The sequence below is a fragment of the Aeromicrobium sp. Leaf272 genome (assembly GCF_001422865.1).
Lineage (GTDB): Bacteria > Actinomycetota > Actinomycetes > Propionibacteriales > Nocardioidaceae > Aeromicrobium.
Genome location: NZ_LMMY01000013.1, coordinates 233,690 through 249,295 on the forward strand (window position 1 = coordinate 233,690; position 15,606 = coordinate 249,295).

Consider the following 15,606-nt stretch of genomic DNA (forward strand, 5'->3'; position numbering starts at 1 on the left):
GGGCCGGTTCGAACGAGATCATGAAGGAGCTCATCGGCCGCGACCTCGGGTTCTGAGCCGACCGTCCTCGAGCCCGTAGAGGGCCGCACCACCCCGCCGCACGACTCCCACCACCGGAAGGCAGAACCATGACCGAAGCCGTCATCGTCTCGACCGCCCGCTCGCCCATCGGGCGCGCCGTCAAGGGCTCGCTCAAGGACATGCGTCCGGACGACCTCACCGTGCAGATGGTGCAGGCCGCGCTGGAGAAGGTCCCCGGGCTCGACCCGAAGGACATCACCGACCTGCACCTGGGCGTGGGCCAGCCGGCCGGCGAGGCGGGGCACAACCTCGCACGCGCCGTGGCCGTGCTCTCGGGCATGGACCACCTGCCCGGCGTGACCGTGAACCGCTACTGCTCGTCGTCGCTGCAGACCACCCGCATGGCGTTCCACGCCATCAAGGCCGGCGAGGGTGACGCCTACATCTCCGCCGGCGTGGAGACGGTGAGCCGCTTCCAGAACGGCTTCTCCGACCTGCCGGGCTCGGAGAACCCGCGGTTCGCCGACGCGATCGCCCGCACCGCCAAGCGTGCCGAAGGTGGTGCCGACACCTGGACCGACCCGCGGGAGAGCGGCGAGCTGCCCGACCTCTACATCGCGATGGGCCAGACGGCCGAGAACGTCGCCCAGCACCTGGGCATGAGCCGCGAGGAGCAGGACGAGTTCGGCGTGCGCAGCCAGAACCTCGCCGAGGCCGCGATCGAGTCCGGCTTCTGGGCCAAGGACATCACCCCGGTCACGCTGCCCGACGGCACCGTCGTCTCCAAGGACGACGGACCCCGCGCGGGCGTGACGATGGAGGCGGTCAGCCAGCTCAAGCCGGTCTTCCGTCCTGACGGGACCGTGACCGCAGGCAACGCGTGCCCGCTCAACGACGGTGCCGCCGCCGTGGTGATCATGAGCGACGAGAAGGCCAAGGCCCTCGGCCTCACGCCGCTCGCACGCATCGTCTCGACCGCGGTCACCGGCCTCTCGCCGGAGATCATGGGCCTCGGTCCGGTGGAGGCCATCCCGGCCGCCCTGCGCAACGCCGGCATGGGCATCGACGACATCGACCTGTACGAGATCAACGAGGCCTTCGCGGTGCAGTCGTGGGGCTCGGCCAAGGTCCTCGGCATCCCGATGGACAAGCTGAACGTCAACGGCGGCGCGATCGCCGTGGGCCACCCGTTCGGCATGACCGGCGCACGCATCACGAGCACCCTGATCAACTCGCTGCAGTGGCACGACAAGCAGTTCGGCGTCGAGTCGATGTGCGTCGGCGGCGGCATGGGCATGGCCATGGTCATCGAGCGGCTCTCCTGATGGGGCGCTTCGACGGCAAGGTCGCGATCGTCACCGGCGCCAGCCGGGGCATCGGTCTCGGCATCGCGCAGCGGCTCGTCGACGACGGCGCCCAGGTGCTCATCACGGCGCGCAAGCCCGACGCGCTCGCCGAGGCTGCCGCGACGCTCGGAGACGGCCGCGCTGTCTTCGTGGCGGGCTCCGGTGACGACGCCGGCCACCAGGAGGAGGCGGTGCGGACCGCGATCGAGACCTTCGGGCGCCTCGACTTCCTGGTCAACAACACCGGCATCAACCCCGTGTACGGCCGGATGATCGACATCGACCTCGAGGCCGCGGCGAAGATCTTCGCCGTCAACGTCCTCTCCGCCGTCGCGTGGGCGCAGCAGGCGTACGGCCAGTGGATGGGTGAGCACGGCGGCGCGATCGTCAACGTCGCGTCCGTGGCCGGCCTCAAGCCGGCGCCCATGATCGGCATGTACGGCGCCTCCAAGGCCGCGCTCATCCACGTGACCGAGGAGCTGGCGGTCGAGCTGGGCCCCGACATCCGCGTCAACGCGGTCGCCCCGGCCGTGGTCAAGACGAAGTTCGCCAAGGCGCTCTACGAGGGTCGCGAGGACGAGGTCTCCGCGCCGTACCCGCTCAAGCGCCTCGGGCTGCCCGAGGACATCGCCGGCGTCGTGGGCTTCCTGCTCTCCGAGGACGCCGCCTGGCTCACCGGCCAGACCATCACCGCCGACGGTGGACTGCTCCTGGGTGGCGGGGTCTGACCTCGGCTTCCTCGATCGACCCCGTGGCTGCTTCGGCGGCTGCGGGGTCGGCTGCTTTCTGCGACTGCGCTGCCTCGGTGAAGCTCGACCCCGGGCGGCGCTGCTGCGGCGGGGTCTCGGCTCGGCCTCCGAGAGGCCTCGACGGACAGAGAGGTGCGGCGCGGCCGAACCTGCGGGCACACCCGGGTCATCGGTGGATCCTCAACCGCAGGAGTGCTGCTGTGGTTGAGGATCCACCGATGACCCGGTTCCCGCGTACCCATCGGTGTCTCAGCAACCGCAGCGCGCGATCTGCGGTTGAGGATCCACCGATGGTGGGCTCGGAAGCCGGGTCGAGCGCGCTGGGGGCCGTCCGGTCGAGGCTCTTTCGGAGACCACGCAGGGTCGGAGTGGAGGCAGCGCAGCCGCAGGCAGACGGACGTGTGACCAACAGAACATGAGGAAACCCTCGGAATAAACTTGAGGTTCTTCTCACGTTTTGCGACGATGGTGCTTCCACCCATCTGCCGCAGCGAGGTAATTCGACGTGACCACCACCCCCACGACGCCGACGACCACGAGCACCGCCACCACCGGAGGCCGCCGCGAGGCGCTGGTCGACCGTCTGCGGGGTGGGCAGCGCTACGCCGTCGTCGCCGGGGGACAGGGCGAGGCCTGGCTCGACGCGCTCGCCACCCTGGTCCGCGACTTCGCGCTGGAGGCGGACCTGACGTCCGTCGTCGATCGCGCCGAGCGCACCCTCGAGCCGGTGGCCGGTGAGCTCCTGCGCACCGGGGCCACGGTCACGCCGCTCGCGTGGGTCGACGCCCTGGCCGTCGGTGAGTCCGCCGAGGACGACGAGGCGCCCAGCCTTCCCTCGGCCGTCGACCAGCAGGTCCCGGCCGTGTCCGTCCCCGGCATCCTGCTCACCCAGCTCGCCGGGCTGGCGGCCCTGCGCCGCCAGGGACTCGACGTCACCGCGACCCCGCCGGTCGCGTCCGCCGGGCACTCGCAGGGTTCCCTCGCGCTGGAGGCGTTGGCAGGCGCCGACCCGGCCGAGCTCTACGCGTACGCCCGTCTGGCCGGTGCGGCCGCCCACGTCGTGGGTCGTCGCCGCGGCCTGCTCGGAGCCACGATGCTCAGCGTCACGGGGGAGAGCCCCGCGCGCGTGGCGGAGGCGCTCTCGACGCTCCCCGCCTCGGCCGACGTGGTCACGCACCTGCGCAACGGACGTCGTTCCGTGGTGCTGTCGGGTCCTGAGGAGGGTCTGCGCCGTGCCGTGACGCTCATGGACGAGGTAGCCGCCGCCCAGAAGGACGAGCGTGCTCGCAAGGTCACCGGAGGCGCGGCGTTCAAGCCCGTCGTCGAGCCCGTGGCCGCGCAGCTCGCCTTCCACCACCCTGCGCTCTCCGAGGCCGCCGACCTCGCCGCCACCTGGGCGGCCACCTGCGGACTCGACCCCGAGCAGGCTCGCACGCTCACGCGGCGTGCCGTCGTCGACCCGGTCGACTGGGTCGCCGAGGTCGAGCGCGTGCTCGACGCCGGTGCCGAGTGGCTGCTCGACGTCGGTCCTGGCGACCTGGCCGCGCGCCTGAGCGCCGCCGAGGCGAAGGTCCGGGGCGCCGGCGTGGTCTCCGTCGCCACGCGCCGCGGCCACCGCGAGCTGACGGTGCCCGGCGCGGCTCCGCGTCGCAGCCGTCCTTGGTCGTCCTACGCCCCCACCGCCGCCACGCTGCCCGACGGCAGCCTGCGCGTCGAGACCGCGTTCACGCGTCTGACCGGTCGCTCGCCCGTGCTGCTGGCCGGCATGACGCCCACGACCGTCGACGCCGCCATCGTGGCCGCGGCCGCGAACGCCGGCTACTGGGCCGAGCTCGCCGGCGGCGGCCAGGTGAGCGAGCAGATCTTCACCGAGCGGATGGCCGAGCTCGACGACCTCCTCGACGAGGGCCGCACGTTCCAGTTCAACTCCCTCTTCCTCGACCCCTACCTGTGGAAGCTGCAGCTCGGTGGTCAGCGTCTGGTGCAGAAGGCCCGGGCCGCCGGGTCGCCCATCGACTCCGTGATCGTCACCGCCGGCATCCCCGAGCTCGACGAGGCCGTCGCGCTCGTCGAGGAGCTGGCCGAGGTCGGCATCGAGTACGTCGTGTTCAAGCCGGGCACCGTGGCGCAGATCCGCCAGGTGCTCGCCATCGCCGACAAGGTCGCGCCTCGCTCGATCATCGTGCAGATCGAGGGCGGCAAGGCCGGCGGTCACCACTCGTGGGAGGACCTCGACGACCTGCTCGTCGCCACGTACGCCCAGCTCCGCGCCCACGACAACGTGGTCGTCTGCGTCGGCGGCGGCATCGGCACCCCCGAGGTGGCTGCGGCCTACCTGACCGGTGAGTGGGCCCGTGCCCACGGCCACCCCGTCATGCCGCTGGACGGCGTCCTCGTCGGCACCGCGGCGATGGCGACCCTCGAGGCCACCACCTCGCCCGCGGTCAAGCAGCTCCTCGTCGACACCCCCGGGACGCCCGCGTGGGTCGGGGCGGGTGCGGCTGACGGGGGCATGTCCTCGGGCCGCAGCCAGCTCGGCGCCGACATCCACGAGATCGACAACACCGCGTCGCGCACCGGACGGCTGCTCGACGAGGTCGCCGGCGACGCCGACGCCGTCGCAGCCCGCCGCGACGAGATCGTCGAGGCCCTCGACCGCACCGCCAAGCCGTACTTCGGCGACGTCGCGACCATGACGTACGGTGCGTGGCTCGACCGCTTCGCCGCGCTCACCACCGATCATGCGGCACCCACCGGACACGACGACGAGGGCGGCTCCGCCTGGCTCGACGTGACGCTGCGCGACCGCTTCCACGCGATGCTGCAGCGCGCCGAGGCGCGCCTGGTCGACGTCGACCACGGCCCCGTCGCCACCCTGTTCGCGACGCCCGCCGACGTCGAGGACGCCACCGCCGCACTCACCGCACTTCGCGAGGCCCACCCGGCCGCCGACGACGTCGTGCTGCACCCGGCCGACGTCCCCTTCTTCGTGCAGGTGTGCCGTCGTCCGGGCAAGCCTGTGCCGTTCGTGCCCGTCGTCGACGCCGACGTGCGCCGCTGGTGGCGCTCGGACTCCCTGTGGCAGGCCCACGACCCGCGCTTCGCCGCCGACGAGGTCTGCGTCATCCCCGGCACCGTCTCGGTCGCGGGCATCACCCGCGTGGACGAGCCGGTGGCCGACCTGCTGAGCCGCTTCGAGGACGCCGCGGTCGACGCGGTGCTCGCCTCGGGTGCCGCACCGCTCGAGGTCGTCGGCCTGCGCCGCGCCGACGGCGCCACCGGCGCCGTGTCCCTCGTGCTCGCCTCGCCCGACGCCGTGTGGGCCGGGCGCGCCGTGCGCAACCCGGTGCACCGCCTCGGGACCCCGGCCTCGTCGTCGACGGGCTGGGTCAGCGTCGCCCCCGAGCGCGCCGAGCACCCCGAGACGGGTGCCGTCCTGACCGGATCGGGCCACGCCGCCGAGCTCGTCGTGCCGCTGGACCGTGGCGGCCGGACGCTCACGCTCACCTTCGACGTCACCGACGGCGTGGCCACCGGTGGCGCGCCCGTGATCTCCACGAGCACCGCCGCCGCCGCGATGCTCGACCTCCTCACCGCCGCCGCGGGCGGCTCGCTCCCGTCGGTCTCCGAGGGAGCCGCGACGCTCAGTGCTCCGTGGAGCGACGACCTCGCTGCCGACCACGCCGGTGTCACCGCCGGCGAGACCGCCGCGTTCGTGCCCGACGCACTCGTGGGCCTCGCCTGGCCTGCCGTCTTCGCCGTCATCGGCGCCAGCCGTACCGAGGCGGGAGACCCCGTCGTCGAGGGCATGCTCGACCTGGTGCACCTCGACCACGCGATCGACGTGACCCGCACGCCGGTCGACGGCACCGAGCTCACCCTCCGCGCCGCCGTCCGCTCCGTTCGCGCCACCGACCTCGGTCGTGTCGTCACGGTCGACGTCACCGCCACGGACGCCGACGGCACCGTGGCCACGCTGGTCGAGCGCTTCTGCGTGCGGGGCCGTCCCGGCTCGGCCGACGCCGGCGAGCCCGTCCGTGCGGGTGGCCGTCTGGGCGACGCCGAGGTGCACCCGACGCCGCGCCGCACCCGCGCCGAGGGCACGGTGGTCACCCCCACCGACCTGCGCGCGTTCGCCTCCGTCTCGGGCGACCACAACCCCATCCACACGAGCGTGGCCGCAGCCCGTCTGGCGGGTCTCGGCGAGCCGATCGCCCACGGCATGTGGCTGTCCGCCGCCGCGCAGCGCGTGGTGGCCGACGCCACGGGTCGCACGCTGCTCGGCTGGACCACCCGCTGGCTCAGCCCCCTGGCCCCCGGTGCGGCCGTCTCGGTGAAGGCCGAGCGCACCGCCCTGGTCGACGGCGACGAGGTCGTCGAGGTCACCTGCCGCGCCGGTGGTGAGCTCGTCATGGCCGCCACGGCCCGGGTGGCCGCACCGCGCACGGCCTACGCCTTCCCCGGTCAGGGCATCCAGCACCCGGGCATGGGCATGGCCGGCTACCAGCGGTCCAAGGCCGCCCGCGCCGTGTGGGACCGTGCCGACGCGCACACCCGCAGCGCGCTCGGCTTCTCGATCCTCACGGTCGTGCGCGACAACCCGACCGTGCTCGTCGCCCACGGCACCACCCACAAGCACCCCGACGGCGTGCTGTTCCTGACCCAGTTCACGCAGGTGGCCATGGCGGTGCTCGGCGCCGCCCAGATGGCCGAGCTGCGCGAGTCCGGCGCGTTCGTCGAGGGCTCCGTGCTGGCCGGTCACTCGGTCGGTGAGTACAACGCACTCGCGGCCGTGTCGGGTGTCATCCCGCTCGAGGCCGTCGTGGAGGTCGTGTTCCAGCGCGGCTCCGTCATGCACACGCTCGTCCCCCGCGACGAGCACGGCCGCAGCGACTACCGCCTGGCCGCCATCCGTCCGTCGCAGATCGGCCTGGCCGACGACGAGGTCACCGCCTACGTCGACGGCGTCGCCGAGCGCAGCGGGCAGTTCCTGCAGATCGTCAACTACAACCTGCGCGGCTCGCAGTACGCCATCGCCGGCACCGTGCGCGGTCTCGAGGTCCTCGAGGAGGACATCGCCGAGCGTCGCGCACGCTTCGGTGGCAAGGCCGCCTTCATCCTGGTGCCCGGCATCGACGTGCCGTTCCACTCCCGCGTGCTGCACGGCGGCGTCCCGGACTTCCGGGCCCGCCTGGAGGAGCTGCTGCCGGCCGAGATCGATCCGACGATCCTCGAGGGTCGGTACGTGCCGAACCTCGTGCCGCGGCCGTTCTCGCTCGGCCAGGGCTTCGTGCAGGAGATCGCCGATCTCGTCGGTGAGTCCCCGTTGGACGCCGTGCTGTCCGACTTCGACACCTGGGCCGCCCGCCCGCAGGCGCTGTGCCGCACGCTGCTCGTCGAGCTCCTGGCCTGGCAGTTCGCCAGCCCGGTGCGCTGGATCGAGACGCAGGACCTGATGTTCGCGTCGGTCGAGAACGGTGGCCTCGGGGTCGAGCGCTTCGTCGAGATCGGCGTGGGCCAGTCGCCCACCGTCGCCAACCTCGCGTCGTCCACGATCAAGCTCCCGGCCGTCCAGTCGACGCTCGGCGAGCGTGGCGTGGAGGTCGTGAACGTCGAGCGGGACGCCGCCGCGGTGTTCGCGACCGACGAGGACCCCGCGCCCATCGAGGACGACGTCGTGGACGAGGCGCCCGCCGCCGAGTCCGCCGCGACGACGGCCGCCCCGGCGCCCGCCGCGGCCCCGGTGTCCTCCGGCGGTCCGCGTCCGGCCGACCTCGGCTTCGACGCCGCCGACGGCACCCGCACGCTGATCGCCTGGTGGACCAAGCTGCGCCCCGAGCAGATCGGTGCTGCCGACTCCATCGAGTCGCTCTGCGACGGTGCGTCGTCGCGCCGCAACCAGCTGCTGGTCGACCTCGGCGGCGAGCTGTCGCTCGGCGCCATCGACGGCGCTGCCGATGCCGACGTGCCCACGCTCTCGGCCCAGGTCAAGGGCCTGGCCCGCAGCTACAAGCCGTTCGGTCCGGTGCTCTCCGCGACCTTCGCCGACCACCTCAAGAAGGTGCTCGGCCCCACGGGTCGCAAGCAGTCCGCTGTCGCCGACCGCGTGACCGACGTGTGGCAGCTCGGCGCGGGCTGGGCGAGCCACGTGCTGGCCGAGCTGGCGCTCTCGACGCGTGACGGTGCCAGCGTGCGCGGGGGAGACCTCGCCACGATCCCGGTGCCGTCCAACGGCGCCGAGGTCGACGCGGCCGTCGACGCCGCCGTCCAGGCCGTGGCCGCGCGCCACGGCGTGAGCGTGGACCTGCCGTCCGCCGGTGGCTCCGACGCCACCGTCGACGCCGCCGCGCTCGCCGAGATCACCGGCGAGATCACCGGACCCGACGGTGTGCTCGCCAGCACCGCCCGTCACCTGCTCGCGCAGCTGGGGCTCGCCGCCGACGTCCCGTCGACCGAGACCGACGAGGACGCCCAGCGTGTGCTCGACCGGGTCGAGGCCGAGCTCGGCTCCGACTGGGTCGACGCGGTCGCGCCGGCGTTCGACGAGCGCCGTGCCGTGCTGGTCGACGACCGCTGGGCCAGCGCCCGTGAGGATCTCGCGCGCATCGCGCTGGGCCAGACCGCGCCCGGCGGGGGTTCCGGGCCGTGGGCGGAGAAGGAGATCGACCTGACCGGCAGCGGCGAGGTCGTGGCGTCGCAGGCCCGTTGGTGGGCCGGACGCACCGACGACGCCGCGCTGAGGGCCCGCCTCGAGCAGATCGCCGAGGCCGCCCTCGACACCACGCCCGGCACCTGGAGCGACGACGTCGCCGTCGTCACCGGCGCCAGCCGAGGCTCGATCGCCGCCTCGGTCGTCGGTGAGCTCCTCGCCGGTGGCGCCACGGTCGTGGCCACCACGTCGAGCCTCGACAGCCGCAAGGTCGGGTTCTACCGCGAGCTCTACCGGACGCACGCCCGTGCCGGTGCCCGCCTCTGGGTGGTCCCGGCCAACATGGCCTCGTTCGCCGACGTCGACGCGCTCTCGTCGTGGATCGTCACCGAGCAGGCCCGCACGGTCGGCAGCACCAAGACCGTGACCAAGCCGGCGCTCGTGCCCACGCTGCTCGTGCCGTTCGCGGCCGGGCGCGTGACGGGCGACCTGTCCGACGCAGGCAGCCGCACCGAGGTCGAGGCCCGCATCCTGCTGTGGTCGGTGGAGCGCCTCGTCGGTGCCCTCGCCACCACGGGCCGCGACCACGACCTGGCGTCCCGCCTGCACGTGCTGCTTCCGGGCTCGCCCAACCGCGGCATGTTCGGCGGCGACGGCGCGTACGGCGAGGCCAAGGCCGCGCTCGATGCCGTCGTCACCAAGTGGGGTGCCGAGAAGAGCTGGTCGGACCGCGTGACGCTGACCCACGCCATCATCGGCTGGGTCCGCGGCACCGGCCTCATGGGCGGCAACGACCCGCTCGTGCAGGCCGTCGAGTCCGCCGGTGTCCGCACCTGGAGCCCCGACGAGATGGCCGACGCGCTGCTCACCCAGGGCTGCACGACCGCGCTGCGCGAGCAGGCGTCCGTCGCCCCGGTCGAGCTGGACCTGACCGGCGGACTGGGCGAGGCCGATCTCGACCTGCGCGCGCTGGCCGAGGGCGTGGAGCGCCCGACGGTCGAGGAGGACGACGAGACGCCCACCGTGGCGGCCCTCGCACCGTCGCCGGCGCAGCTGCCCGACGCCGCCACCCCGGCGTGGGGCGAGGTCACCGCGCGCCCCGAGGACATGGTCGTCATCGTCGGCACCGGCGAGCTGGGCCCGTACGGCTCGGCCCGCACGCGCTTCGAGATGGAGGTGCACGACGAGCTGTCCGCCGCCGGCGTCCTCGAGCTGGCCTGGAACACCGGCCTGATCACCTGGGACGACGTCAACCAGGGCTGGTACGACGTCGAGTCGAACGAGCCGGTCGACGAGGCCGACGTGCACGAGCGGTACCACGACGCCGTGGTCGCACGGTGCGGCATCCGCACCTACGGCGACGACGGCTCGATGGTCGACAACACGGCGCCGCTGCTCACGTCGGTGTACCTCGACGACGACCTGACGTTCTCGGTCGGCAGCGAGTCCGAGGCCCGCGCCATGGTGGCCGCCGATCCCGAGCGCACCAGCATCACGTCATCGCCCGACGGCGAGTGGACCGTCACCCGCAAGGCCGGCACCGAGATCCGCGTGCCGCGCCGCATGGAGCTGAGCCGCACCATCGGCGGCCAGATCCCGACCGGCTTCGACCCCTCCGCCTGGGGCGTCCCGGCGGAGATGCTGGAGTCCATCGATCGCGTCGCGATCTGGAACCTCGTGTGCACCGTCGACGCGTTCCTCTCGAGCGGCTTCACGCCGGCCGAGCTGATGCGCTGGGTGCACCCGGCGTTCGTCGCCAACACGCAGGGCACCGGCATGGGCGGCATGGCCTCCATGCACGCGCTGTACATCAACACCCTGCTGGGGGAGAACAACCCCAACGACATCCTGCAGGAGGCGCTGCCCAACGTCATCGCCGCGCACGTCGTGCAGTCCTACGTCGGCAGCTACGGCGCGATGATCCACCCGGTCGCCGCGTGCGCCACCACGGCGGTCTCCGTCGAGGAGGGCGTCGACAAGATCAAGGTCGGCAAGGCCGAGTTCGTGGTGGCCGGTGGCTTCGACGACCTCAGCACCGAGGGCATCATCGGCTTCGCGGACATGTCCGCGACGGCGGACTCGGGTGCGATGCTCGCCAAGGGCATCGACCCGCGTCGGGTGAGCCGGGCCAACGACCGTCGTCGCGGCGGGTTCGTGGAGTCCCAGGGCGGCGGCACGCTGCTGCTGGCACGCGGTGACGTCGCGGCCCGCATGGGCCTGCCGGTCCACGGCGTGGTCGCCTACGCGGGGTCGTTCGCGGACGGCGTGCACACGTCGATCCCGGCGCCCGGGATCGGTGCCCTGGCCGCGGCCATCGGGGGGCGCGAGTCGCAGCTGGCCCGCTCGCTCACGGTGCTCGGCCTCGACGCCGACGACATCGGTGTCGTGAGCAAGCACGACACGTCGACCGACGCGAACGACCCGAACGAGTCCGAGCTGCACGAGCGGCTCGCGGCGGCGATCGGTCGCAGCGCCGGCAACCCGCTGTTCGTGGTGTCGCAGAAGACGCTCACCGGCCACGCGAAGGGTGGTGCCGCGGCGTTCCAGCTGATCGGTCTCACCCAGGTGCTGGCCGGCGGGATGCTGCCGCCGAACCGCAGCCTCGACTGCGTCGACGACGTGCTCGCCGAGCACGAGCACCTGGTCTGGCTGCGCGAGCCGCTCGCCGGTGCGACGCTCAAGGCTGGCCTGGTCACGAGCCTCGGCTTCGGCCACGTGGCGGGGCTCATCGCCCTGGCGCACCCGGAGGCGTTCGTGCAGGCGCTGCCCGAGGCCGAGCGCGAGGACTACCTCGCACGGTCGCGCGAGCGGGTCGTGGCCGGCCGGATGCGCCTGGCGCAGGTGATGGTCGGCGCGGCCACCGCGTACGAGCGTCCCGCGGGACGTCGGCTCGGCAAGGAGGGCGTGCGGGGCCGGGAGGCGTCGGTGCTGCTCGACCCGCAGGCGCGTCTGGGCGACGACGACGTGTACGTCGCCACGGCCTGCTCGTGACCCCCGGCGGGGGTGCCGGGCCGCGGGCGGCGGACGACGCCGGCGGGGGTGCCGGGCCGCGGGCGGCAGACGGCGCCGGCGGGGGTGCCGGCGCGCCGTCTCCCGGGACGGTGGAGGGGACCGTGCTGGGAGTCGGCGTCGACCTGGTCCACGTGCCGTCGTTCGTCGACCAGCTCGCCCTCCCCGGCACACGCTTCGCCGGGGTGTTCACCCCGGGGGAGCGGCGCGACGCGGCCGAGCGCGCGGCGCAGGTCGGTCGTGGGCAGCACGGTGGTGGCGAGGGTCGCCACCTCGCGGCGCGCTGGGCGGCCAAGGAGGCCTTCGTGAAGGCCTGGTCGGCCTCGATCTTCGGCGAGCCGCCGGTCATGGGCGACGAGGTGCTGGGGCTCGTCGAGGTGGTGTGCGACGCGTGGGGCCGCCCCCGTCTGCGTCTGCACGGGGAGGTCGCGGAGCACCTGCCCGGTGTGGAGGCGCACGTGAGCCTCAGCCACGACGGTGACCACGCCCTCGCCTACGTGGTGCTGGCGGAGGGTGCGCGTCGCTAGGGTCGTCCCATGACCACCGAGGACCGTGGCGACCGTCGTTGGCCACGCAGCGTGTACGGCGTCGGCGAGGAGCCCGATCCGCGTTTCTCGCTCGCGAACGAGCGCACGTTCCTCGCCTGGATCCGTACCTCGTTGGCCCTGCTGGCCGGGGCGGTGGCCGTGCACGTGCTCGATCTCGAGCTGCCCGACCTCGTGGTGGCCCTGACGTCGACCGGGCTCGCGATCGCCGGTGCGCTGTGCGCCGCGCATGCCTGGCGGAGCTGGGCGCGTACCGAGCGCGCGGTGCGCCAAGGTCGGCCGCTGCCCTCCAACGGGGTCGGACTCCTGCTCGTCGGCGCGGTGGTCGTGGCCTGCGTCGTCCTGGGCGTGCTGGCGGTGTGCGGGTGAGTCCTCCGCGGGCGGTTCCGCAGGAGCGGACCTGGCTCGCCTGGCGCCGCACGGCCGCGTCGTGCGTGGTCCTGGGCCTGCTGGTGGCACGGGTCGCCTGGATCGAGGGGACGGCCGTGACCGTGGTCTCGGCCGTGCTCGTGCTCGCGATGGTCGGGTGGGTCGGCGCTCTGGTGCTCCGGGGTCGAGGAACATCGTCGAGCGGCGGCGAGGTGTCGATCGAGCTCGTCGGCGACGGCAGGGTGCCGGCGAGCGTGGCCGCGCTGGCGTTCGCGGTCGCGGCGGTCGTGGTGCTGCTGGCCTGGTCCTGAGCCGCGCTCAGCGGGCGTCGGGCTCCGACGACAGCAGGTACGCGGCGAGCAGACGCTTGAGCTCGATGACCGCCTCGGCGTGGCTCTGGCCGTCGCGCACCGAGAAGTTGAGCATCGAGTAGCTGACGTGGAGGAGCACCTCGGCCATGATCCGGCGACGTTCGCGCGGGGTTCCGGGCGTCAGGGGGGCGAGGAAGCGGGCCACGGCGGCAGCGAGCTCGCGCTCGGTGACGGCGGCGGTCGCCCGGGTGGCCGGGGTCGACTGCACGGCGAGCCACACGGCCCGCCGCGACGGGTCGTCGGCCCACAGCCGGGCCACGTGGTCGATCATCCGGTCGAGGAAGCGCAACCAGTCCAGCGACGGGATCATCTCCGAGAAGCTGGTCAGCTCCTCGTGCACGGCCACGGCGTCCTGCCGGTCGAGCTCGCACACGATCACGTACTTGTTCGCGAAGTACTGGTAGAGGGTCCCGGTGGGGAGCCCGGCCCGCTGCGAGACCTCCTCGCAGGTGAACGACTCGAAGCCGACGTCGAGCAGGAGGTCGCGCGACGTGCGCAGCAGCAGCTCGAACTTCGCCCGGCTGCGGTCCTGCGTCGGGCGACGTCGGGGTTCGAGGATCTCCGCGGTCACGCGGCCCACCCTAGGGGACGGGCGCCGTCCGGCACGCCACTTCGGGCCTCGACCTACTGGTGGGTCACCTCACGGGGACGACCGACCGGTCGCCGCTCCGCGAGGGGGTCAGGCGCGCAGGCCGGCCTGGATGAGCGGCTCGATCAGGTCGCCGATGCCGTCGAAGCCCGCACCGAGCGTCTGTCCGTGCGCGTGTCGGTAGTGGATCCCCTCGAGGATCACGGCCAGCTTGAAGAACGCGAGCGCTAGGTGGAAGTCGATGTCGGAGACGTCGCGTCCGGACCGTTCGGCGTACCGGCGCAGCACCTCCTCGCGTGGGAGGTAGCCCGGCGCCTTCGCGGCATCGGTGACCATGGCGGCGCCCGGGCCGTCGGCCGCGCTCTCGGCGAGCTGCTGGTAGGCCAGCAGGATCGCGACGTCGGTGAGCGGGTCGCCCAGCGTGCTCATCTCCCAGTCGAGGACGGCCGTCAGGCGGTCGCCACCCTCGGGGCCGGTGTCGACGAGCACGTTGTCGAGGCGGTAGTCGCCGTGCACGATCGTGCCCTCGCTGGTCTGGGGGATCGACGAGTCGAGCCGGGCGATGAGGTCGTCCATGCCGGGCAGGTCGCGACTGCGGGAGGCGTCGAGCTGCTTCTTCCAGCGACGGACCTGCCGCTCCAGGTAGCCGTCGGGGCGACCGAAGTCGCCGAGTCCGACGTCGTCGGGGGAGACGGCGTGCAGGTCGGCGAGGACGTCGACCATCCGCCCGGTGATGGTGCGGGTGCGCTCCTCGCCGATCTCGACCAGCTGGGCGGCGCGGGCGAAGGGCGTGCCGACGACCCGCTCCATCACGTAGAAGGGCGCTCCGATGACCGTGTCGTCCTGGCAGAGGCCGTAGGTCGCGGGGACCGGCACGGCGGTGCCCGCCAGCGCGTCGATGACCCGGTGCTCCCGCGTCATGTCGTGCGCCGTGGCGAGCACGTGCCCGAGGGGCGGGCGACGCACGACGACGTCGCGCTCACCGTCGGAGACGGCGTAGGTCAGGTTCGACTTGCCGCCGGTGATGAGCGTCGCCTCGAGCGGCCCGGCGAGCAGGCCGGGGGCCTGGTCGTCGAGCCAGCGTCGGAGCGCGTCGAGGTCGAGCCCCTCGGGTCCGGTCACGTGCGATCAGTCCTTCGGTCCGCCGGCGACGTAGATGACCTGGCCCGAGACGAACCCGGCACCCTCGCTCACGAGGAACGACGCGGTGTGGGCGATGTCGTCGGGCTGGCCCACGCGCTGGACGGGGATCTGCTCGGCGCTGAACTTGATGAAGTCGTCGAACGGGACGCCGATGCGCTCGGCGGTGGCCGCGGTCATGTCGGTCTGGATGAAGCCGGGGGCGATCGCGTTGGCGGTGACGCCGAACTTGCCCAGCTCGATGGCGAGGGTCTTGGTGTAGCCCTGGAGGCCGGCCTTGGCGGCGGAGTAGTTGGCCTGGCCGCGGTTGCCGAGCGCCGAGGTGCTCGAGAGGTTCACGATGCGGCCGAACTTCGCCTCGACCATGTGCTTCTGGGCGGCCTTGACCGTGTTGAAGGAGCCGCGCAGGTGCACCGCCATGACGGCGTCCCAGTCGTCGACGGTCATCTTGAACAGCAGGTTGTCGCGGATGATGCCGGCGTTGTTGACGACCACCGTCGGTCCGCCGAGCTCGGCGGCGATGCGCTCGACCGCGGCGTCCACGGCACCGGCGTCGGAGACGTCGGCGCCGACGGCGATGGCGGACCCGCCCGCGGCGGTGATGGCGTCGACGGTGCCGGCGCAGGCTCCCTCGTCGAGGTCGACGACGGCGACGGCGAGGCCGTCGGCGGCCAGGCGCTGGGCCACGGCGGCACCGATGCCCTGGGCGGCTCCGGTGACGAGGGCGGTGCGGCGGTTCTCGCTCATGCAGATTCTCCTGAGGTAAGCGCTTGCTTAGGTCTGGGCTCACGGTAGCGCACGGGTGCAGTCGCGGCCAG

Annotated in this window: 9 protein-coding genes; 6 read left to right on the forward strand and 3 right to left on the reverse strand. The window is 73.1% G+C overall.

Going from position 1 to position 15,606, the window contains the following annotated elements; genetic code table 11:
• Positions 1–128 precede the first annotated feature (128 nt).
• From ASF38_RS10395 to ASF38_RS10420, 6 genes are all read left to right on the forward strand, one after another.
• Entirely contained in the window at positions 129–1,346 is a 1,218-nt protein-coding gene (locus tag ASF38_RS10395) for an acetyl-CoA C-acetyltransferase (RefSeq protein WP_055964906.1), read from the forward strand.
• The gene (locus tag ASF38_RS10400; protein ID WP_056575729.1) at positions 1,346–2,095 is read left to right on the forward strand and encodes an SDR family oxidoreductase; all 750 of its coding nucleotides are present in this window, start codon (positions 1,346–1,348) and stop codon (positions 2,093–2,095) included. The genes ASF38_RS10395 and ASF38_RS10400 overlap by 1 nt, the downstream gene beginning before the upstream one ends.
• A gap of 526 nt (positions 2,096–2,621) precedes the next feature.
• On the forward strand, positions 2,622–11,756 hold the full coding sequence (locus tag ASF38_RS10405; protein WP_056575732.1) for a type I polyketide synthase: 9,135 nt from the start codon (positions 2,622–2,624) through the stop codon (positions 11,754–11,756).
• The gene (locus ASF38_RS10410) at positions 11,753–12,301 is read left to right on the forward strand and encodes a holo-ACP synthase (protein WP_235497646.1); all 549 of its coding nucleotides are present in this window, start codon (positions 11,753–11,755) and stop codon (positions 12,299–12,301) included. Before ASF38_RS10405 ends, ASF38_RS10410 begins: the two co-directional genes overlap by 4 nt.
• A 9-nt stretch (positions 12,302–12,310) precedes the next feature.
• Positions 12,311–12,688 carry a YidH family protein gene (locus tag ASF38_RS10415; protein ID WP_056575734.1) on the forward strand — a complete coding sequence of 126 codons (378 nt, stop codon included), beginning with the start codon at positions 12,311–12,313 and terminating at the stop codon, positions 12,686–12,688.
• Positions 12,685–12,999 carry a DUF202 domain-containing protein gene (locus ASF38_RS10420; RefSeq protein ID WP_055964918.1) on the forward strand — a complete coding sequence of 105 codons (315 nt, stop codon included), beginning with the start codon at positions 12,685–12,687 and terminating at the stop codon, positions 12,997–12,999. The genes ASF38_RS10415 and ASF38_RS10420 overlap by 4 nt, the downstream gene beginning before the upstream one ends.
• Before the next feature lie 7 nt (positions 13,000–13,006).
• On the opposite strand, the gene ASF38_RS10425 is transcribed toward ASF38_RS10420, so the two are convergent.
• From ASF38_RS10425 to ASF38_RS10435, 3 genes are all read right to left on the reverse strand, one after another.
• Positions 13,007–13,630: a TetR/AcrR family transcriptional regulator gene (locus ASF38_RS10425; protein WP_056553075.1), complete on the reverse strand. Its 624-nt coding sequence runs from the start codon at positions 13,628–13,630 to the stop codon at positions 13,007–13,009.
• 108 nt (positions 13,631–13,738) lie between these two features.
• Complete coding sequence (locus ASF38_RS10430; RefSeq protein ID WP_055964921.1) at positions 13,739–14,770, reverse strand: phosphotransferase family protein; 1,032 nt, start codon at positions 14,768–14,770, stop codon at positions 13,739–13,741.
• A gap of 6 nt (positions 14,771–14,776) precedes the next feature.
• Complete coding sequence (locus ASF38_RS10435) at positions 14,777–15,535, reverse strand: SDR family oxidoreductase (RefSeq protein WP_056553071.1); 759 nt, start codon at positions 15,533–15,535, stop codon at positions 14,777–14,779.
• Between the last annotated feature and the right edge of the window lie 71 nt (positions 15,536–15,606).